This window comes from Thermogemmatispora sp. (assembly GCF_042408735.1).
Classification (GTDB): Bacteria; Chloroflexota; Ktedonobacteria; order Ktedonobacterales; family Ktedonobacteraceae; genus Thermogemmatispora.
Genome location: NZ_JBHOQV010000153.1, coordinates 33,683 through 53,729, shown reverse-complemented (window position 1 = coordinate 53,729; position 20,047 = coordinate 33,683). Strand labels below are relative to the sequence as shown.

Here is a 20,047-nt window from a genome sequence, read left to right as displayed (position 1 = left end):
CCCGGTCGCTACAATAGGGCTGGACGCCAGGAGCAGGCAGACCGGAGCGCTTTCTTGCCAAGAATCAAGGAGGGTTAATGCGTATTCGCAAAGCCGTATTGCCAGTGGCGGGACTGGGCACGCGCATCCTGCCAGCCACGAAGGTTATCCCCAAAGAGATGCTGCCGCTGGTCGATAAGCCAACTCTGCAATATATTGTCGAAGAGGCCGTGGCCTGCGGCATCGAGGAGATCATTTTCGTCACCAGCAGGAGCAAGCGCGCTATTGAGGATCATTTCGACGCCTTTCCCGAGCTGGAACAGCTTTTAGAGCAACGTGGAAAGTTGCAGGAATTGGAGGAGCTGCGGCGTGTGCATCAGCTGGCGCACTACAGCGCTGTGCGCCAGCCCGAGCCACTGGGACTCGGGCACGCCATTCTCTGCGCCCGTGCTCTGGTGGGCGATGAGCCGTTTGTCGTTATGCTGGGCGACGTACTGGTCGCAGAAGAGACGCCCTGCTTGCCCCAATTGATGGCGATCCACGAGCGCTACGGCGGCTCGGTGGTCGCGCTCGCCCCCGTGCCGGATGACCTGATCTCCAGCTACGGCATCGCTGCCGTGGAGGAGCTAGGGGAGCAGGCGCTGCGCATCACGCACCTGGTGGAGAAACCGCCACGGGAGGAAGCGCCCTCCAATCTGGCGGTGATGGGCCGCTATCTTCTGACTCCCGATATCTTCCCGCTTTTGGAAGAAACCCCACCTGGCGCTGGCGGCGAGATTCAGGTGACCGATGCCATCGAGCGACAGGCCAGCGAGGGACGCTGCTACGGCTTACGCTTCACTGGCACCTATTACGACACTGGTACACGTCTGGGACTGCTGACCACAACGATCACCTATGCGCTCAAGCGTCCCGAGCTGGCGCCCGACCTGCGCGCCTTCCTTCGCCAGGCTCTGGAGGGGCTGAACCAGGGATCGGAGAGTTGATCTGGACTACTGGCGGCGAGGCAGCGCCTGGCGCCGCGCCTGGCAGCGGAGGCCAGCAAATAGGAGGCCGGGCGAAGAGGATTTGCAGGCCATCTCAGATTGGGCCTGGACCTCTCCCCCGGCCTCCCAGCGATCATAGCGCTGCCTTGTGCCAGAAGAGCAGCTTTACGCCATAATGAGATAGAATTATTCCTGTGCCTCCGCTTTCTTCCGACGCCTGGCTGCCCCTCCCAACTTACCGATCCGGCTGTAAAAGTCGGGGTCTTGCCGCGCCTTGGTCGCATTGCCACCCTTCTTCCCCATCTCCGAAAAGTGGGCCGGACCATACTTTGTCACGTTGGCCTGGCCACCTTTCTGGGCAATCTGGCGATAGTACTCGCTCCCGCGCTTCTCCTTGAGAGCGGTACCTCCCTTCTTGCCTATCTGGCGATAGTATTCCCCTCCATATTTGTCGCGGACAACACTCCCCCCCTTACGACCGGCCTCGACGGTTGACATCGGCGCCGGTTTCTCCTCTTCTCTGGTAGCCATCACCATTCCCTTTGCTCGGGCAAGCTCCCAAGCCAAAACAAAATATACAGGCTCCTCGCCTGTGGCGAAGAGTATACTGAAATCCCCCATTCTTGTCAATGAAACGGGCATCCTTAGTCATTCCGGTACCGGTCTGGCATGGCTACCTCTTTCTTCTCCCTTTGGCCTACATAGAATTGCTACCTTGAAGCCGGCTGATGGCCCGCGCCTGTCGCCGAAGGGCCCCTGGCCCAAGGGAGGCATGCCGATGGCCGTTCCCTGGACAAATCCCTCTCCAGGCACTATACTCTTCCTCAGAGCCTCTTATGATGGCCGCTCGAATACCTGACTGACACTTACCCGCAGACGTCAGACGTCGCTGTGCTTCGTTTGTCTTGCCGTGTGCTTGCTGGAGGGAAACACCGAGGAGCTACAGGCCGCATGGAAGAGCGAAGGTTCGAGAAGCGCCCGCGCTCGTTGATTCTGGCCCCGGTCTTTGTCCGCACCGATGAGCGTCGCCGGATGCCGCCCCCTCTTTGGCGTCCGACCTGGCAGGAGCTGGTTCTTGGCTGGCTGCGCTACCAGGCGACTCAACTTCGCTGGGATATCGAGCGCGGTTTTGCTCGTCTGCTGCATCGCTCCTGGATCGATCCGCGGCGGGCCGGTCGCCATGGTCGCCAGAGGGGTTGCTATTAGCTGCCCTCGTCAGGTCAGGAGGGCAGCGGCGGACGCCTGAGACGTGAGGCCCGTCGGGCCTGCTCTCGCAGTTGTCGCGCCAGCGCAAATTCTGAGGCCAGACGCCGATAGAGCGCCTCCCATTGATCAAGGACGCGCTCACGGTCGTGCTGTGCAATGATCTCCAGGCTCTTCCCCCCCATCTGCTTGCGCAGCTCGGGGCGCTCCAAGAGATAGTCGATGGCCTGTGCCAGCTCCACGCTATTCCCCGGCTCAAAGAGCAGTCCGTTCTCGCCGTGATGAACCAGCTCTGGCAGCGCATAGGCATTGGCCGCCACGACCGGCAGGCCACAGGCCATCGCCTCCATCGTCGCCAGACTCTGCAGATCGGCCTCTGAGGGGATCACAAAGAGATCGGCCATCCGCCGGATGGCCAGCAGATCGCGATCGGCCACAAATCCCAGAAAGGCCACACGGTCCTCGATCTGCAGACGTGCGGCCTGAGCGCGCAGCTCGGCCTCCGCCGGTCCCGTACCCGCCAGCACAACGTAGGCTCGGCTGCCCAGCCGGGCCACGGCCTCTAACAAAACGTTGACCCTCTTCTCCTCGCTGAGGCGATTGACATGCAAAATCAGGGGACGGTCAGTCGGCAGGCGATAGCGCTGGCGCACCTCTTCATCGGGCGGTCCCGGCCTGAATTTCTTGAGATCAATCCCATTGGAGATGACCCCCGCCGGCGCGCGCAGTCCATGTTCGTAGAGGAGGCGCAGGGCGGTGTGAGTCGGGGTGGTCACGTACTCGCAACGATTGTAGAAGTGGATCAGGTAGCTATAGCTCAGCGTATCGAAAGGCTTGCTGAAGCGCTGATCGCTGGCCAGGGTGCGGCTGATGTTAATCGGCAAGTAGTGGTTGGTGGCAATCACCGGCTTGCGCAGTCCCCCCGCCAATAGCTGGGCGATGTTGCCCAGAACGATCGGTGAGTGAATATGGATGACATCAGGGTTGCCCTGTTTCAGCAGGCGCCGAATGGGCAGGATCGGCAGGAAGGGGATGCGCATATCGCGGTAGGTCGGCCACTCGAACGAGGTAAAGCGATAGACATGTACCCCTTCTTCGATACGGTGGACGTCGCGCGCTCCCTGGCAAGGAGCAACCACCCAGACCTGGTGGCCGCGCGCGGTCAGGCCGACGGCCAGGTCGTGGGTGACGACAGGTACCCCTCCTACCATCGGCGGATATTGGTCGGTGACGATCATGATACGCATGTCTATCGCTCGCTTCCTGGCAGAGTGTTGACGGCGACCGGCCTGCAGGCTGCTGCTTGCGCTGGCTGGTGCCTGGTCTGGGCAGAGAGAGAGGCAGGAGTATAGGCCCTCTGGGGAGGGCCTTCCCCCCTGCCTGTTCGTCTTTGCCCGCCCTCGAGAGAGAGGGGCGCCTCAGTCCTCTTTTGCGGCGCTCTCGCCACTCTGCGGCTGAGCGGGCGCAGCAGCCGGTGCCGTGGCGGTTGCGGCCTCTTCGCCCTCTTCGGGGGCAGCGGCAGGCGGCTCCGCCTTCACCACGGGCTCGTTGGGATCGGTTATGAGGCGCACATTGGGCGGCAGTTTGATCTCGCCGGCATGGAGAATCTGCTCCACCTCAACAAGCGGCGAGACATCGACCTCGATTGCCTCGGGAATTTCGGTGGCGCGACAAGCCACTTCCAGCGCGTCGAGCAGGCGCAGCAGCGTACCACCGCTCTCCTTGACCGCGGGAGAATCGCCGACCAGGTGCAGCGGCACCTTGACCTCAACCTCTTCCTCCTGACTCACACGGTAGAAATCCACGTGGAGAATCTTGCCAGTACAGGGATCGCGTTGGATGCTGTGCACCAGGGCCGTCTCGGAAAACGAGTCTCCTGGGATACGCAGGGTGACCAGGCTGGCAGCCTTATGCTGACGGCGGAAGCGCTCGAAAGCAGTGGCCTCCAGCTGGATGGCCAGAGAGGGCTCCTTGTGGCCGAAGATATTGGCGGGGATGATCCCCTGGCGGCGCAGTCTCCGGGTCGCTTTTCCCAGGACCTGGCGACGCTGAACCTCCAGTTCTGCCATTGGTGCCATAGCAGGATACCTCCTTTAGCGTGATGCTTTCCTGCGTTGCAAGAGGGCCAGCAGCTCAGCCACCGGCCGCGTGTTGAGGACATCGGCGGCGGAGAGCCAGCCTTTGCGGGCAATGCCGACGCCATAGTGCATGTCATCGAGGCCCGCAATGGAGTGAGCATCGGGATCGATCGGAATCAGGATCCCTCGATCCCGCGCCTTGCGCACATAGCGCCAGTCGAGATCGAGACGCTGCGGGCTGGCGTTGATCTCAATAAAGACGCCGTGCCGCGCGGCGGCCTCGATCACCGCCTCTATATCCAGAGTATAGCCCGGGCGTTCAAGCAAGAGGCGCCCCGTCGGATGCCCGATGATGGTCACATACGGGTTGGCAATAGCGCGCAGCATGCGCTCAGTCTGCTCTTGGGGCGAAAGCGTAAAATGGCTGTGAATGGAGGCTATGACAAAGTCAAAGCGCGCCAGCACCTCATCGGGATAGTCGAGCGAGCCATCTTTGAGAATGTCGCACTCCGTCCCCTTCAGAATGACGAGGCGACCGGCAAACTCAGCGTTGAGGCGGTCGATCTCTTGCCACTGGCGCTCTAGATTCTCGATGCTCAGGCCGTTGGCGTAGCCAACGCTCTGACTGTGATCGGTAATGCCCAGATAGCTGAGGCCGCGCTGAAGGCAGGCCTCGGCCAGCTCGCGAATGGTATTCTTGCCATCGCTCCAGGTAGAATGGACGTGCAGCACTCCGCGCAGGTCACGCTCCTCAACCAGGGTAGGCAGCTCGCCGCGCTCGGCGGCTTCGATCTCGCCCATGTCTTCGCGCAGCTCAGGCTCAATGTAGGCCAGGCCAAGGGCGGCATAAAACTCAACCTCGTCCTTACAGGGCACCAGCTCTAGCTCAGGCTCCTTGCCCTTGAAGAGACCATACTCGTTGATGGTCATGTTCATGCTGAGGGCCCGCCGCCTCAAAGGAATATGGTGCTCTTTGGCTCCAGTGAAGTGGTGAAGAGCATAGGGAAACTGGCGCTCCGCGACCAGGCGCAGGTCCATCTGGATGCCGCTCGCCAGGACGATGCTAGAGCGCGTCTCGCCTTTACTGACGATCTGCTTTATGCCCGGCTGGCTGGTGAAGAAGCTCATGACACGCTGACGAGTGAGGCTGTCGGCATTGTCGGCGACGCTGGCCACAAGGTCGATATCTTTGACGGTCTCACGCTTCCGGCGCAGGCTGCCCGCTACCTGGACGCGCACAATCTCGGGGAGGGAGGCCAGGGCATCGCGCATGCGCACCCCTTCGGCTTCAGCGACAGGATAGAGGTAGCGGTGACCGTGCTCGGCCAGGAAGGCCAGGCCCTGGAGAATCTTTTCCTGGGTCTTCTGGCCAAAGCCGGGCAGGGCGGCAACCCGGTCCTCTTTACAGGCCCGCTCGAGTTCCTCAAGGCTGGCAATGTGGAGCTGATCAACAATGGTGTTGATGCGCCGCGGGCCAAGACCTTGAATGCGCAGCAGCTCCAGCTTGATGGGCGGCGTGGCTGCGCGCAGTTCCTCCAGAAAGGTTAGATGGCCGGTGGTGACCAGCTCCTCGATGCGCCGCTTGATGGTCGGCCCAAGACCAGGAATGCCTTTGAGCCGTCCCTCCTTGACCAGACGCTCAATGTCCTCATCGAGCGCGCTGACGGTACGGGCGGCGTTCTCGTAAGCCCGCGCTTCAAACGGGCTGGCATCTTTCTTGAGGTGGAGTAAGGTGGCAACCTCCTCCAGAGCCTGGGCCACTTGATTCTTATCCATCGGCACAGCCTCCCCTCTCTCTTCTACTGACCTCCACGCTCCGTCAGGTGAAGGTCGAATATTTCCGGCTCGCCTAACTCGATCTCGAAAGGGTTGCGCCCTTTGAGATCGCGCCCCAAATAGCGTTTGCAGTCGAAGTGGACAACAAGCCAACAGTGCCAGTCGGCGCTGACAAAAACGGCATCCCAGGGCTGGCTCGCTCCGTTCTCCAACACTTTGTTGCAGACAAAGCAGCGCGCTTTCCCGGCAGCCACCGCAGCTTCAAACCAGCGCAGGATAAACCAGTGAAAGTCGTCCAGAGTCATCAGCTCCAGGCACGACTCCGGATACCCAAAGCGGACCGGGTCAGGACATTCGCGGAAGTCTTGACGACCACGCCCCAGGGCAACGACGGGCGCGCGCATGGTCACTTTGATCTCATCATGTTCAGGATCCTCTGCACTACTTGTAATACTTTGCAGAAGAAGACCTTCCTGGGCAAACCAGGCCAGCAATTCCTGTCTCATGGTGCAATAGCTTTGTGTCGTATCACGCCTCGGGCGCGGCATCAAGCTGCTCTTTGGCGCGACGCCAGAGGGAGCGCAGCTCCTGGCGACTGCGCTCCTGCAAGGGGCGCCCCTCGCTGCGCGCGAGTTCTTCCATCAGGCGGAAGCGGCGACGGAATTTGCGGTTGGCCTGCCGCAGGGCGGCCTCGGCGTCGATGTCGAGTTCGGAGGCGGCGCGCGCGACCATGAAGAGCAGGTCCCCCATTTCTTCTTGACGCTCTTCCTTGCTGCGGGCCTGAGCCAGCTCGCGCAGCTCTTCGGTCACCTTGTCAAGGACGCCCTGCATATCGGCATAGGTGAAGCCCACTTTGGCGGCCCGCCGCTGATATTCCTGAGCTACGGTGAGAGCCGGTGAGGCCAGCGGCACGCGATCGAGCAGGCTTTCTTCCTGAACCGGCAGACCCGCCGCCTGGCGTTCAGCCCGTTTGATGGCTTCCCAGTTCTGGACTACCTGGCCCGCCCCACTCACTTTGACATCGCCAAAGACGTGAGGATGGCGCCGGATAAGCTTGGCGTTGATCTGCTCGAAGACGTCGCCAATGCTAAAGTGCCCCTCCTGACGCGCGATTTCGGCATGCAGATAGACCTGGAGGAGAAGGTCCCCTAGCTCCTCGGCCAGCTTGCCCATGTCGTTCTCCTCCAGGGCCTCTACTACTTCGTACGTTTCTTCGAGGACAAAGGGGACGAGCGTCTGGTGAGTCTGCTCGCGATCCCAGGGACAGCCATCGGGTTCACGACGCAGGCGCATGGTGATGTAGCGCAGCGTCTCGGGGAGGCGCAGGGCTGTCAGGGCCTCTACCGGCGGTACGTAGAGCGTTGTCAGGTGGTCCACCAGAGGCTGACGATCCAGCTCGTAGAGGGCCAGGCGTTGCAGCCGGGCTGCTTCCTGGGCCTGGTCGCTCAGTCGGACCAGGGTCACCTGCCATTCGTCAGGATAACATTCGCCCAGGGCCAGTTTGACGGCACTGGCCAGGCGCCGGTTATAGAGATGGGGGACCAGCAGAGGGGTGGTCGGTATGACTTTGCCGGCCACTTCCTCGCTGCTCAGGGCCGCCAGGGAGACGGCATCGATGATCTGGAGGCCGGCCTCCAGCGGATCTAGCTCTAGAGCCGTACAGACCGGCTCGATAAAGGAGAGGCCGGCAACCAGACGCACCTCCAGTCCACGCTCCCTGGCCAGACGGAGTAGCAGCTCGACACTGGTGTCTCCGACCAGAGGGTGACCCGGCACGGCGTAGATCACAGGCCCACCCTGGTCAGCGCTGGCAGCCGCGCAGATGGTCTCGGCCATGCGCCGATAGAGCGTCTCCCACTCTTGGGCAGCATCGTAGAGGGCGTCAAACGATTGCAGCGTCAGGTCAGGTAAGGCTCGGCGCAAGGGTTCTACAATAGGATGAATCAGGGTACGCAAGTAGATCGGCTGCCCGCGCTTCGCCGCCTCCACCAGCACCTCATACGCCTCACGCGTCAGCAGCTCCCACGGTCCCGGTCCTAGCCCCAGGATCGTAATCTGCGGCTCCGACATACTCTTTCTGTCCTCTCTGCGGCGCTTTCGCTGTTCTTGGAACAGTGTAGCGCTTGTCAGAAACGCTGTCAAAGGGGGGCGAGAGCAAGAAGGCAGGAGAGAGAGGCCGCTCCTTAGCCGGTGGACCGGCTGGCCAGCCTGTTTGCCTGCTACTCTACAGCAGGGATTGTCGCCAGGGACCGGAAAATGTTATGCTTTCTGTAGTATTATTCAGGCTAGCTCTTCAGAGAATCGAGCGCTATCCAACAATGAGGAGGGTATAGACTTACAATGGCGTCCGATCAAACCCGGCAGCAGCAGGGACAGGCAGCAAAACCGCTCTGCCCGCGCTGCCATAAAGCAGATCTGGTCAAGACCTCGCTGGAGGCTTATCGCAGTGGCATCAGCCGGTTGGCACCTCCCCCAATGCCTGGTCGGCAGACTCGCATGATTAATCTCGTGGGGCCTGCCGTGGTCCTGGTTGGACTGGCAATCTTCTTTATCTTCGTGGTGCTCGGCGAGAGCGTCACCGGGATGGGTGGTCCTGGCCTGATTGCTCAGGTGATCATCACCTTGCTGATCATTGTCGCCGCCCTGGTCGTTTCTTTCATCGCCTTCCAGCGCGTGGTGAAAAGCGATGCCGAGGCAACGCTGCGCTATCCCGCCTGGGATCGGGCCCTGGAGAACTGGCGCCACCTGTATTATTGCTCGCGCGACGACCTGATCTTCGATGGTCAACAGGGCAAGGTGGTCACAGAGGAGGCCCTCAAGGCGCTGCTGCGTGTCGATGCCGAACCCCAGCAGATCGCTCAGCAGCCACGCTCGGCAGCCGCTCCCTCCCACTCCTGAGCAAGCCAGGGCCTGAGCAGTGGCGAGGTTCTACCTGCAGCACGGCTTTGGCCGGTCCGTACCGGCTTCTCGGCTGGTAACTACCGCTCTGGAGCCAGCACAGGCTGCTCAGCGACGCGCCTCCTCGGCACCGAGAACAGGCGCTCGGGGGAGGAGTTTTCTCTTTCGGCTCTCGCCGCCCGGCAGCTAGCACGCCGCAGAGCGCTCCACGCCTGGCTCCATAGGGCTTTTCTCGCTATTTTCCGCTCCGCCGGCTCTCTTTGTTCACCAGACGAAGTGCCGGGATGCGCTTCGCGCTGGACGAAGCGCTCAGGTGAGTGCTCGAGCCGCTCCGGTGAACCTCGCCATTGGTGCTGGCCCCTCCCCCTCCCTCTTCCTCTGCGAAGAGCGTCTCCTCCTTTTAGCAAGCACCCCTATTTCAGGCACTGCACTATGACGATAAATATATTCTCCTATTCCTTTTTTTAAAGATATTTTTACATCATATATATGAGATCCCATTGAGCAGGTGTCTGTGGACCTCTTGCGACAGGGCAGGATTGCCGCTATCATAGGGCAAGAAGGTAGTGGACCAACCAATTAACCTGGCTAGCAGGGAGCAGCCTGGTTCCTTTCCTTCTTTCTTTGCTTTGGTGCCTGGCCGACCAGGCCCACCGGTGGGCCGTTGGCGGGCGGGCGAGGGAGTTGCGAGAGAAGGGCACCTGGGCGCTTCCATGCGAGCGCAAGGAGAAGGGCAATGGGAAGTATCTGGCCCGTGGTCGTGGCCGATCTGATCAATTGGGGCTGGCTGCGCATCGGTCCGCCCTATATCTATATCAATATCGATCCGGTCATGGTGCACCTCGGCCCGCTGGCGCTCCACTGGTATGGCCTGATGTATGTCGTGGCCATTGTAGTGGCTCTCTTGGGCATTCAGGGCTATATCCGGCGCAAGGGCCTGACCGAAGAGATTGTCTATCGCCTCCTCTGGTGGTGTATTATCGCCGGCCTGATCGGGGGCCGTCTGTATTTTGTGATTCAGCAACCGGACCTGGTGGAGGGCTATCTGCTCCAGCCCGGGCGCATCCTGGCGACCTGGGAGGGCGGTATGGCTTTCTATGGCGCCATCTTCCTGGTGGTGCCGGTGCTCTTTTGGCGCGCGCGCGCCGAGGGCATCAATCCTTTCGTGGCCCTGGATGCCGGCGTGCTCTTCGCCTCGATCGGCCAGATCTTCGGTCGGATCGGCAACCTGATTAACGGGGATATTATTGGCTACCCCAGTACTTTGCCCTGGTCGACCGTCTATGTGAATCCCGCCAGCTTTGCCTGCCTTCAGGGTTACTGCAATGTGCCGGTGCAACCTGCTGCGGCCTACGAGATGCTCTGCAACTTTGTGCTGCTGGCAGTGCTCTACATCCTTTCACGTCGCCTTCGCCGTCCCGGTGTACTGACACTCGTCTATCTATATGGATATGCTATTACGCAGCTTATAGTCTTCTTCTGGCGCGCCAACATCGTGGTGAGCTTCCTGGGCCTGAACTGGGGCTTGAAGCAGGCGCAGTGGACCTCGCTGGTGGTGCTGATCTTGCTGCTGCCTGTAACCTACCTGGTTCTACGCTCGCGCTATGCCCGCCCGGTGCCGCCCGGAGAAGCGGCGGCCTTCTACGGCATGCCGGCCCGCCCGGGACAGCGGGCAGTCCCAGCGCCGACCAGCACAGCCGGCGCGGAGCAGGGGCAGAAGCAGGAAGGCAGCGTCTCGGTCCCTGCCTCCTCAGCGAGAGGGGACGCCGCCCAGGCCAACTCAGCTCAGGATGAGAATACCGTCCCAGGCCGCCGTCCATCACCGCCGGAGAGCCTGCAAGAGCCGTCCTGAGCGCTCTCTCGCTGAGCAAAAGGGAGGTGCTCCCTCCCCTTGCCCGATAGTACTAATGAGCGGACTCGCCAGAGTGGCAGAATGGAGCTGCAGAGCAGAGCAGCCTTCTGGCGGGAGAGGCAAGCTTCCGGAGGGCGCGAGACCAGCCTAACTCGTGCCCTCCTGGCGTTATGGCCCCAGCTCGGTTCCGAGTGGGGCCTTTCCTGCCGCGTCACTCCGCCTCATCTCGGGTCATTTCTCCTTATCCCAGATCGTTCCACACCTTCTCGGACCCGGCCAGACGGCTGAACTGCCCCATGCCGAGTGATGTGCTATAATAAAGCAAATCTTTCCCCGCACTGTGGTGGAAACCAAGCGAAGTTCTTTGCTGGACGTGGGAGCCTCCTTGTTATGAGTGAACGAGCTGACGCCAGGCCATTGGTTGCGACGATCGTTGTCGGATACCTCCGAGAGAATTGCTATCTCTACGCCTGCCCGCACACGCGCGAGGCGGTGATTATCGACCCCGGCGACGAGCCGGAGCTTATCCTGAAGCGTATCGAAGAGCTGAAGCTGACCCCTCGCTATATCATCAACACCCATGGCCATTTTGATCATATCTGCGCCATCGATGCGGTCAGCGCTGTCTATCCTGTCCCCCTGGCCATTCATCCTGCCGATCTTCCTTACTACAGGGATGAGGGGGCTGCCAGAACTATCGGACGCCAGCCACCGCTGGTGCAACGCAAGCCCGATATCCTGCTGGAGGATGGACAGGTGATTACCTTTGGAACCCTGTCGCTCGAGGTCCGACACACGCCCGGGCACACTCCCGGGGGCGTTTGCCTGGTCAGCCGCCCGTACTGCGTTTTTAGTGGGGACACGCTCTTCCAGCGCGGGATCGGACGCACCGACCTGCCGGGTGGCGACTACGAGCAACTGGTGCGCTCGATTCGTGAGAAGCTCTATACTTTGGAGGATGACCTGGTCGTCTTTCCCGGGCATGGCGCGCCCACAACCATCGGCGAAGAAAAATATGAAAATCCCTTCGTCAGCCTGGCCTGAGCAGAGCCAGCCAAAAGCAGCCCAAAGAAGAAGAAGAAGAGACGTGTAGAGGAGCAGGAAAGAGCAATGTCGAAGATCTGCGTGATCGGCACGGGCTATGTCGGGCTGGTAACCGGCACCTGTTTCGCCGATATGGGGAACGATGTCACCTGCGTGGATATCGCCGAAGAGAAGATCGCCCGGCTGAAGCGCGGCGAGGTCCCGATCTACGAGCCGGGCCTGGAGGAGATGATCGCTCGCAACGTCCGTGCCGGACGCCTCCATTTTACAACCAGCTACAGTGAGGGCCTCGCCGGCAGCGAGTTTATTTTTATCGCGGTCAATACTCCCACCGGTAGCACCCAGGGCAGCGCCGATATGCGCTACGTCGAGATGGCGGCCCGCATGATCGCCGAAGAGCTGGACCACTACGCCATCATTATCAATAAGAGCACTGTCCCCGTCGGCAGCGGCGACGTGGTGACACGCATCATCCGCACCCATCTGGCACGCCCCGAGGTCTCTTTCGCTGTGGTCTCTAATCCAGAGTTCCTGCGCGAGGGGGCCGCTATCCAGGACTTCTTGAACCCCGATCGCATTGTGCTCGGCTCTTCCGATATGGAGGCCGCCCACCGCGTGGCCGCACTCTATCTGCCGCTGCGCGCACCCATCATTATGACCGATATCTATACAGCCGAGATGATCAAATATGCCTCCAATGCCTTCCTGGCGACAAAGATCTCGTTCATCAATGAGATCGCCCAGATCTGCGAGCGCCTGGGGGCTGATGTTAAGGAGGTGGCTGTGGGGATGGGCTACGATAAGCGCATCGGACGCGCCTTTCTTGATGCCGGCCTGGGGTACGGCGGTTCCTGCTTCCCCAAGGATGTGCGGGCTTTGGCCCATATGGCCGACGAGGCCGGACTGCATCCGCAGCTATTGCATGCGGTGATGGAGATCAATCAGGATCAGCGACGCCTGGTGGTCGATAAGCTGGTCTCGATTCTGGGTTCGCTGCGCAATGCGACGATTGGTATTCTGGGTCTGGCCTTCAAGGCCAATACCGATGATATGCGCGAGGCTCCCTCGCTGGACATCATCCGCTGGATCACTGGCCAGGGAGCCCTGGTTCGCGCCTACGATCCGGTGGCTCGCGAGACAGCGCGCCAGGCGATGGAGCGCGAGGGCATCCGTCTCGATTTGGTGACCTTCTGCTCCAGCGCCTACGAAGTGGCGGAACAGGCCGATGCCATCATCATTGTCACCGACTGGAACGAGTTTAAGTCGCTTGATATGGTCCAGATTCGCAATCTGATGCGCCGCCCGGTGTTGATCGACGGGCGCAATATTTATGAGCCGCGCGAGATGGTGAGCCTGGGTTTCACCTACCGCGGCATCGGACGGGGAACAGGGCCTGCTGCGACGGTGCTACCCGCCAGCGATAGCACTACGCCGCCACCGCCCGCCCGCGAGCGGACCCTGATCGGCGAGGGCGACTGATGAGCCGGGCAGAAAATGAGGATGAGGCCATGCGCGCCTGGTCTTCGGCTTCCCCCGGCTCCGACCAGGACGAGCCAGAGGGGATGAAGACGGCTCCTCTTCTCTTCACGCCTCTGGTGAGTCGACCAGAGACGCCGCCTCCCGCCTGGCTCTTTGGCCCCGGCGGTCTCGCCGCCCTGCCGGCTCCGCTTCTGCCGACACAAGGGGTTAATGTCGCTGTGGGCATCGACATCATTGAGGTGGCGCGCGTGGCTCGGGCCTATACCAGGCATGGCACCCGCTTCTTGCAGCGCGTCTTTACGGAGACAGAGGTACTGCAGTGCCGCGGTCGACGCGCCCTGAGCGGGGTGTTGCCTCTGCCAGAGCCGAAACCCGCCCGCCTGGCCGGTCGCTTCGCCGCTAAGGAGGCGATCAGTAAAGCTCTGGGCACGGGCCTGCGCGGAGTGGCCTGGCGAGAGATGGAGATCGTCCAGTTGCGGAGCGGACGCCCTTCGGTGCGCCTCTATGGGCGGGCACGCCAGCGGGCCGAGGAGCTGGGGCTGAGCGCCCTCGATGTGAGTATCGCTGACCTGCAGGGCTTCGCTATCGCTGTCGCCGTGGCTGTGCAGACCGCCAGTCAGGGAGCCAGCCCCCAACTCCACGAGGGGCGCTGAGGGTGAGCCAGTTGGCTCAGCCGAGGGAGAGAGGCGCCCTTGATCCTGCTCGCCCGTCCAAAGCTGGGTGACGCCCCAGCCTGGTTTCCTGCCGCTCGCCAGCCGGCAAGGCGAGTCCGGCGCAACAGAGGAAGGTGCTGCTTGTCTGTCGTGTTGTTGTCCTGCTTCTTGCTTGCAGCCCCGGCGGGCTAGAAAGGCTTTTCCCTCATGGAGACGGCTAACCCTGATCGCTTCTGCCCCATCTGCAGCAGGCAGCTCGGGCCTTACGAGCTTTTCTGCGGTAACTGCGGCACGTACGTCGCCTCCTCACCTGCTGCGCTTCCAACCACTCCGCGACGAGAGAGCGGGCAGTCCGCCACAGCTTCGCCCGCCCCCAATCGGGCGGCCGACTGGTCCGCCAGCACCTGGTCGGCAGCGTCACCGCCTGCAGCTCCGTCCTGGCCAACGCCCGCCAGCGGCTTCAGCGAGCGGGCCGCACCATTCCCTCCTCCTTCGCCCCTGGCCGTTCCTGCCTTGCCGGCCAGACAGCCGGTCTCGCGCTGGCAGCGGCTTCCTCTCCTTGTGCTTATCATCGGCAGTGTGCTGGCTCTAGTCCTGCTAGGCAGCGTGCTGGTGCTCCTGGTCAGCCCTCATAACCCATCAGCCAGCAGCAGCAATCGGGTGGTAGCCAGCCCTAGTCCGTCGCCCGACGTCCTTTTACAGGCGCGGCCCGACGTGACGCCCCTGTTCAGCGACAATTTTGCCGACAATAGCAAGGGCTGGGATACCACCGGCGGCCCCGGCTTCAGTAAGACGATCGCCAACCACGCCTTGACGATGACCGACCGCAACCACCGTATTCTGGTAGCTCCCCTGCCCGTGCAGCACACCTTCAGCGATTTTCAGATCACAGTCGATATGACCCTGCAGAGCGGCGATAGTAACGACAGCATGGGCATTTATATGCGCGGGGATGATCAACTGGCCAACGATTACCGCGTGGATATCTTCGGGGACGCCACCTACGCGATTTCAAAGGAGGTGACCGGCCTCGACGGCAATACTCAGGTACGTATCCTCTCGGGGATCGGCTCAAACCAGGCTATTAAGCCGCTCGGTCAGCAAAACGAGGTGACGGTGATTATTAAGGGCAATCGCATCGTCCTGGGAGTCAACGGCCACCTGATCGCGAGTGTGACCGATAACTCCTATACGAGCGGCATGATCGCCCTTTTTGTGAGCAATGGCAGCTCCTCGCCGGCGGCAACAGGGGCCATCACCAGCGTGACGGTTTACCCGGCTCCCGCCCAGCTTCCTTGAGAGCCTTAACCAGGCCCAGACCCAGACCTGAAGAAACGAGAAGAGCAGCAGCGGTCCGCTGTTCAGCCAGACAGCCGCCGACCTATTCAGTCCACAGTTGAGAGAAAGGGAATTTCAGGAGGCTTATGAGAGCTTTGCTGCAACGTGTGAGCTACGCCCGAGTCCGTGTGAACAACGAGGTGGTGGCGGAAATCGGGCCCGGCCTGTTGGTCCTGTTGGGAGTGGCCCAGGGTGACGGCGAGTCAGAGGTCAGGTCTCTGGCCGACAAGATCGTCCATCTGCGAATCTTCGAGGATGAGGCGGGCAAGATGAACCGCTCGCTCCTGGAATGTGAGGGGGAGATGCTGGTCGTTTCGCAGTTTACCCTCTATGCCGATGCGCGCAAGGGGCGACGGCCCAGCTTCATCGAGGCGGCTCCACCGGGGGAGGCTGAGCCTTTGATCCGCTCTTTTGAGGATCTCGTGCGCAGCTATGGTGTGCGCGTTAGCAGCGGAATCTTTGGCGCCCACATGCTGGTCGAGCTAGCCAACGACGGCCCGGTGACGATCTGGCTGGATAGTGCCGAACTGCCCCGCCGCTAGGTGACGAGCCAGCGATGGGCGCGGGCCAGATAGAGACAGAGACCTTGTTAGAGCCGTCGACCTGGCCTGCCCTTCTGGCCCTGCCGCCGTCTCTCTCTATGCCCCTCGTTCCCGCCTTCCGCCGCCAGGCTCGCCCTGCGGCCAGCCTAACCGTTCGGCAGGGCATTGATGATGACTGTCTGATTGCCAGAGACGCTTACTGCCGCTGAGCCGCTGTACTGTCTGCCCTGGCTATCGCTGCCGGTGGCCGTCAGCGTATAGCTGCCAAGAGGGACGTTGTCAAAGCTGTAGCTCCCCGCACTGTTGCAGGTCGTGCTGGCGATCTGGGTTGTGCCAGCGTAGAGGGTGACTGTGGCCCCAGCCAGCGGGACGGCGCTGCTACAGCTGCTATCAGCACAAGCCTGGACGCTACCGCTGATGGTGTAGCCGGTGATGGTGAGGCGCACCGGCACGACCTGCACGTTATTCTGAATGCCAGCGCTACTGCTGGCCGTAATGGTGATCTGAGCGTTGTAGACGCCGGGAGTCAGACCTGCCGGATTGACCGAGACCTGCAGACTGCCGCCGCTGCCGTTATCGCTGCCACCGCTGACCGTCAGCCAGGGACTGTCTGGACTCGCCGAGGCAGAGACGCTGATCGGATAGCGGCAGGTGCCGCTGCTGCTGAAGGTAATGGCCTGCACGGGCGGGGTCCCCCCTCCCTGAACGGCGCTGAAGAAGAGGCTCGAGGTGCCCACCTGGAAGACGCAGGGAGGGAGCACGGTCAGCGTGACGCTGAAGCGTTGCGGGCTGCCCGCAATGGGAGCGCCAGTGCTATCGAGCACCTTCACGATGACCTGCGTGCTATAACTGCCCACCGCCAGACCCGCGCTGCTGACAGCCAGGCTGATGCTGGCGGTCTGGCCATTGACCAGGCTGGTGCTGGAATCGCTCAGCCTGAGCCAGGAAGCAGAGGAGGTCAGGCTAGTGCTCCAGCTCAGGGGCCAGCTACAGGTTCCCGAGACTTCCAGCGTCACCGTCTGAGGCCCTGGGTCGCTGCCTCCGGCAATGCTGCTGAAGGCCACGGAGTGCATCGATGGCTGACCCAGGCTACAGGGCGGCAAAACCTGAAGGGTCACTTGCAGGACCTGCGGCGTGCCAGCCGCCCGTTTGCCGTCGCTCCCCCGGCCCACCAGGAGGATCTGACCGCTATAGGTGCCGGCGGTCAGGGCGCTGGCATTGACGCCAACAAGGATCTGGCTGCTGCTCCCAGGGGCCACACTACCGCTGGCCGGGCTAACGGTGAGCCAGCCGCTGGTAAGAGACGTTGTCTGGGCCTGCCAATAGAGGGTCCCACCGCCGGTGTTGGTGACCATGACTGTCTGCGGCGGTGTGCTCTGCCCCTGGATGGCGCTGAAGTTGAGGCTGAGCGGGGTGAGGCTCATGACCGGTTCCTGGGGAGCAGGGGCCGGCTGCACGACCAGAAGCACCGGTAGCGTCTGCGAGCCGTGACCCGCCGTAAAGGTAATCAGGCTGGTATAGCGGCCCGGCTGCAGACCCAGGGCATTAACGCCAATGGCGATCACACTGCTGCCCGCCCCGTGTAGCTCGCCGCTGCTTGGGGTCACGCTCACCCAGGAGGCATCGCTGCTGGCCTGCCAGTCGAGATCGTCCAGGCAGCCGGCGCGCTCGCTCAGGGTGACAGCCTGGTTCGGGGGGTTGCTGCGCCCGGCCACCGCCATAAAGCTCAGGCTGGAAGCGTTGACCATGACTCCGCAGCGCGGCAGCACGGTCAGCGAGACCACGATGCTTTGCGGAGTATCAAGGATGCCCTGCGACGAGGCAAAGGTCAGGAGAGCGGTATAGACGCCTGGTAAGAGGCTGCGACTCTCAACAGCAACGGTCACGCTTTGGGCGGCGCCCGCGTCCACCCTACCGCTGCGCTCACTGACCGAGAGCCAGTCGGCCAGCGGTCCGAGGGCGTGAGCATAGGGCGTCTGGTCGGGAGCCGTCAGCGAGGTGCTGCTATTGAGCAGCCAGGCCAATGGCTTGTTGCCAGGGTTGCTGATGGTCAGCGTTTGGGGTGGCGGGGTACTCCCTCCGTCGGTGGCAATGAAGGAGAGGGCCGCCGGCGTCACCTGCAGGATAGGCCCCGGATTGGCCGGCAGCGGGCGCACCACCATCTTGACTTGAACGGTCTGCTGGCCTCCCACATCAGAGGTAAAGGTGAGGAGACCACTATATTCGCCGGGCTTCAGATGGGCGCGCTGTACGGCCACCCAGACCGTCTGGCTCCCGCTAAAGAGGCCCTGCGAGGGCGAGAGCAGCAACCAGGGCTGATTGCTACTGCCCTGCCAGTTGATGATCCCTCCGCCGGCGTTATGCAGGGTCAAAGGCATGATCGTGTTGGCCCCCTGGTAGTCCTCGCCCATGAGCAGGGGGCCAGCGCTGTCAATGATCAGTCGAGGGGGGCGCGTCAGGCCCTGGCCCGTTACCTGTAGGGTGGCGCTGGCCGTATAGCGCGTCGCCACATCTTCGGCTTCGACCAGATGGAAGCCCGTCCCCCAACTCTCATCAATCTGGATGGTGAGCGCCAGGCTGCCAGCCGCATTGACCTGGACGAGCGAGGAACGGTTATGCCCCACTGGCACCGGCTCCTGGAGATCGTGGCTGAGCAGTACCTCGCTCGAAGGCGAGAAGCGCTCCAGGACCAGCTTCACGCGCTGACCAAGGGCGACCACATTCGGCGTCAGCGTCAGGCGCGGAGGGCCGCCTGCCACGGCAGGTGGCGTCTGATGACGGGTGAGGACCAGCAGCACCAGCAGGCTATCGCCGATTAACGCCAACAGGGCTACGCTCAGCAGGGCCAGGAAGAGTAGACGCAGGCGCCTGGGGTAGAGGGCCAGCCAGGGGAGCCAGCCACCTCGCGACTGGTTCTGAGTCTGGGTCGGCAGAGGACCGGTGGCCAAGGCCGCCGCCTGCGCACGCCTGATATCTTCGGCTTCAATGGCGGCAGCTTCGGCACTGGAAGGCAGACGGCGCGATAAGAGAGGGTCGGTGCGTTGCAGCCAGATGGCCTCGCCACCCTCGTCCTCATCGGCATCCTGAATCCAGGGCCAGAGATCGGGCAGGCGCTGCTGTAGATCATCAACGGGACTCTGCTCGCTGCGACTCGCCGCGCCGCCCCCGCCGGGGTTGGGAGCAGCCTGGCCCGGAGAGAACTGCGAAGGCCAGCTGGCTTCTGGGGAATGCGCCGGCTGCGCTGCCCCGCGTGGGGTGCTCTGGCGCTGGATATCGAGGGAAGAGAGATCAGGCTCAAGGAGAGGGGTCAGGCGCGAAGGACGAGGCAGCCTCAGCGCCCCCGGATCGCTCTCGCTGATAAATTCTGCCGCCTCGCTCATCTCCCGCACCGGATCGCCTGGAACTTCTCCGCCTCCCGCAGGCGGAGCCAACGGCGAGAGGACCAGATCGGGCGGCACCTCTGGCGGTGGGGTGACTGGCCCCTGCAGAGCAGGAACTTGGGCCTCAGGATCGGTACGGCGTTCTCGATGCGGCGGCTCGGCCTCCGCCTCTTCAAGACCGGCCGTGGCCTCCCTCTCGCTCACAGAGGCCCCTGACGCCCCACTCCCCCCGTGTCCCTGGCCCTTGTCGGGGAGTTGCCCCTTCTGCAGTAGGCGCGCCCGGCATTCTTCACACAGGCTCGAACCTGCCGCGCATGGCTTGCCGCAACGCAAACACTGACTCATAGACTTGCTTACTCTATTTTCCCCTGCCTTGCCGGTACTCAACGCCCGGAAGCACCGCCAGCCAGCCCATGCCCCTACCTTGCCCGCCACCGTCCCCTTCCAGCAGGGAAGGTCCCTTGAGAGTCTCGTCCTCCCACCATCCAGGTCGGTATCCATCATCCACCACTCGCCGGCCAAGCCTCATCTTCCTCACGGCGCCACCTCCCCGGCACTCGACCCTCCCTCGGCGCCTCAAGTGCAAGGCAGGCACAAGAAACGGCCAGGCGACCAGGCGCAGCTCAAAGAAAGCAAGCTAGCGGAAGCAATTCTTCATCAGATGCCGGCAAGCCCCTTTCAGTGAGTCAGGTGCAGCCGGAAAAATAATCAGCCACGCCTACCTACTATATCACCTTTAGGGAAGGATTGCCAGAGGAAAGCGATCAGTACCAGCCCGGGTCTGCCATCTGGCTCTCCAGTGGTCGACAGCGGCGGTTAGGGCCTCAATGAGCCGACCC

General features: G+C 62.2%; 16 protein-coding genes. 9 read left to right on the top strand and 7 right to left on the bottom strand.

What is annotated here, in order from left to right:
• Nucleotides 1-77 precede the first annotated feature (77 nt).
• A complete protein-coding gene (gene galU, locus ACFMO7_RS17210; RefSeq protein ID WP_376796718.1) occupies nt 78-965 on the top strand; it encodes a UTP--glucose-1-phosphate uridylyltransferase GalU in 888 nt (295 codons plus the stop codon).
• Between the two features lie 186 nt (nt 966-1,151).
• Here galU and ACFMO7_RS17205 read toward each other — a convergent pair whose 3' ends face one another.
• Nucleotides 1,152-1,463, bottom strand: a complete 312-nt coding sequence (locus tag ACFMO7_RS17205; RefSeq protein ID WP_162179597.1) for a general stress protein — start codon at nt 1,461-1,463, stop codon at nt 1,152-1,154.
• A 453-nt stretch (nt 1,464-1,916) separates the two neighbouring features.
• Between ACFMO7_RS17205 and ACFMO7_RS17200 the strand changes: the two genes are divergently transcribed.
• A complete protein-coding gene (locus ACFMO7_RS17200; protein WP_376796717.1) occupies nt 1,917-2,171 on the top strand; it encodes a hypothetical protein in 255 nt (84 codons plus the stop codon).
• Between the two features lie 14 nt (nt 2,172-2,185).
• On the opposite strand, the gene ACFMO7_RS17195 is transcribed toward ACFMO7_RS17200, so the two are convergent.
• The 5 genes from ACFMO7_RS17195 to mazG all read right to left on the bottom strand — a co-directional run bounded on the left by ACFMO7_RS17195 (nt 2,186) and on the right by mazG (nt 8,092).
• A complete protein-coding gene (locus ACFMO7_RS17195; RefSeq protein WP_376796716.1) occupies nt 2,186-3,415 on the bottom strand; it encodes a glycosyltransferase in 1,230 nt (409 codons plus the stop codon).
• Between the two features lie 171 nt (nt 3,416-3,586).
• Complete coding sequence (locus tag ACFMO7_RS17190; protein WP_376796715.1) at nt 3,587-4,246, bottom strand: 50S ribosomal protein L25; 660 nt, start codon at nt 4,244-4,246, stop codon at nt 3,587-3,589.
• 15 nt (nt 4,247-4,261) lie between these two features.
• Nucleotides 4,262-6,022: a DNA polymerase/3'-5' exonuclease PolX gene (gene polX / locus ACFMO7_RS17185; RefSeq protein WP_376796714.1), complete on the bottom strand. Its 1,761-nt coding sequence runs from the start codon at nt 6,020-6,022 to the stop codon at nt 4,262-4,264.
• Between the two features lie 23 nt (nt 6,023-6,045).
• On the bottom strand, nt 6,046-6,528 hold the full coding sequence (locus ACFMO7_RS17180) for a hypothetical protein (RefSeq protein WP_376796713.1): 483 nt from the start codon (nt 6,526-6,528) through the stop codon (nt 6,046-6,048).
• Nucleotides 6,529-6,550: 22 nt separating this feature from the next.
• Nucleotides 6,551-8,092, bottom strand: a complete 1,542-nt coding sequence (mazG, locus tag ACFMO7_RS17175; RefSeq protein WP_376796712.1) for a nucleoside triphosphate pyrophosphohydrolase — start codon at nt 8,090-8,092, stop codon at nt 6,551-6,553.
• Nucleotides 8,093-8,362: 270 nt separating this feature from the next.
• On the opposite strand from mazG, the gene ACFMO7_RS17170 reads away from it, so the two are divergent.
• The 7 genes from ACFMO7_RS17170 (at nt 8,363) to dtd (ending at nt 15,828) form a co-directional block, all read left to right on the top strand.
• On the top strand, nt 8,363-8,920 hold the full coding sequence (locus tag ACFMO7_RS17170) for a hypothetical protein (protein WP_376796711.1): 558 nt from the start codon (nt 8,363-8,365) through the stop codon (nt 8,918-8,920).
• Between the two features lie 736 nt (nt 8,921-9,656).
• A complete protein-coding gene (gene lgt / locus ACFMO7_RS17165; protein WP_376796710.1) occupies nt 9,657-10,772 on the top strand; it encodes a prolipoprotein diacylglyceryl transferase in 1,116 nt (371 codons plus the stop codon).
• 390 nt (nt 10,773-11,162) lie between these two features.
• Nucleotides 11,163-11,816, top strand: a complete 654-nt coding sequence (locus ACFMO7_RS17160; RefSeq protein ID WP_376796709.1) for an MBL fold metallo-hydrolase — start codon at nt 11,163-11,165, stop codon at nt 11,814-11,816.
• A gap of 66 nt (nt 11,817-11,882) precedes the next feature.
• The gene (locus tag ACFMO7_RS17155; protein WP_376796708.1) at nt 11,883-13,295 is read left to right on the top strand and encodes a UDP-glucose dehydrogenase family protein; all 1,413 of its coding nucleotides are present in this window, start codon (nt 11,883-11,885) and stop codon (nt 13,293-13,295) included.
• A complete protein-coding gene (acpS, locus tag ACFMO7_RS17150; RefSeq protein WP_376796707.1) occupies nt 13,295-13,948 on the top strand; it encodes a holo-ACP synthase in 654 nt (217 codons plus the stop codon). Before ACFMO7_RS17155 ends, acpS begins: the two co-directional genes overlap by 1 nt.
• A 207-nt stretch (nt 13,949-14,155) precedes the next feature.
• The gene (locus ACFMO7_RS17145) at nt 14,156-15,247 is read left to right on the top strand and encodes a family 16 glycoside hydrolase (RefSeq protein WP_376796706.1); all 1,092 of its coding nucleotides are present in this window, start codon (nt 14,156-14,158) and stop codon (nt 15,245-15,247) included.
• Between the two features lie 125 nt (nt 15,248-15,372).
• Nucleotides 15,373-15,828 (top strand): D-aminoacyl-tRNA deacylase, encoded by a 456-nt coding sequence (dtd, locus tag ACFMO7_RS17140; RefSeq protein WP_376796705.1) that lies wholly within the window; start codon nt 15,373-15,375, stop codon nt 15,826-15,828.
• A 146-nt stretch (nt 15,829-15,974) separates the two neighbouring features.
• Here the strand turns inward: dtd and ACFMO7_RS17135 are convergent, their stop codons facing one another.
• Nucleotides 15,975-19,412: a carboxypeptidase regulatory-like domain-containing protein gene (locus ACFMO7_RS17135; RefSeq protein ID WP_376796704.1), complete on the bottom strand. Its 3,438-nt coding sequence runs from the start codon at nt 19,410-19,412 to the stop codon at nt 15,975-15,977.
• Between the last annotated feature and the right edge of the window lie 635 nt (nt 19,413-20,047).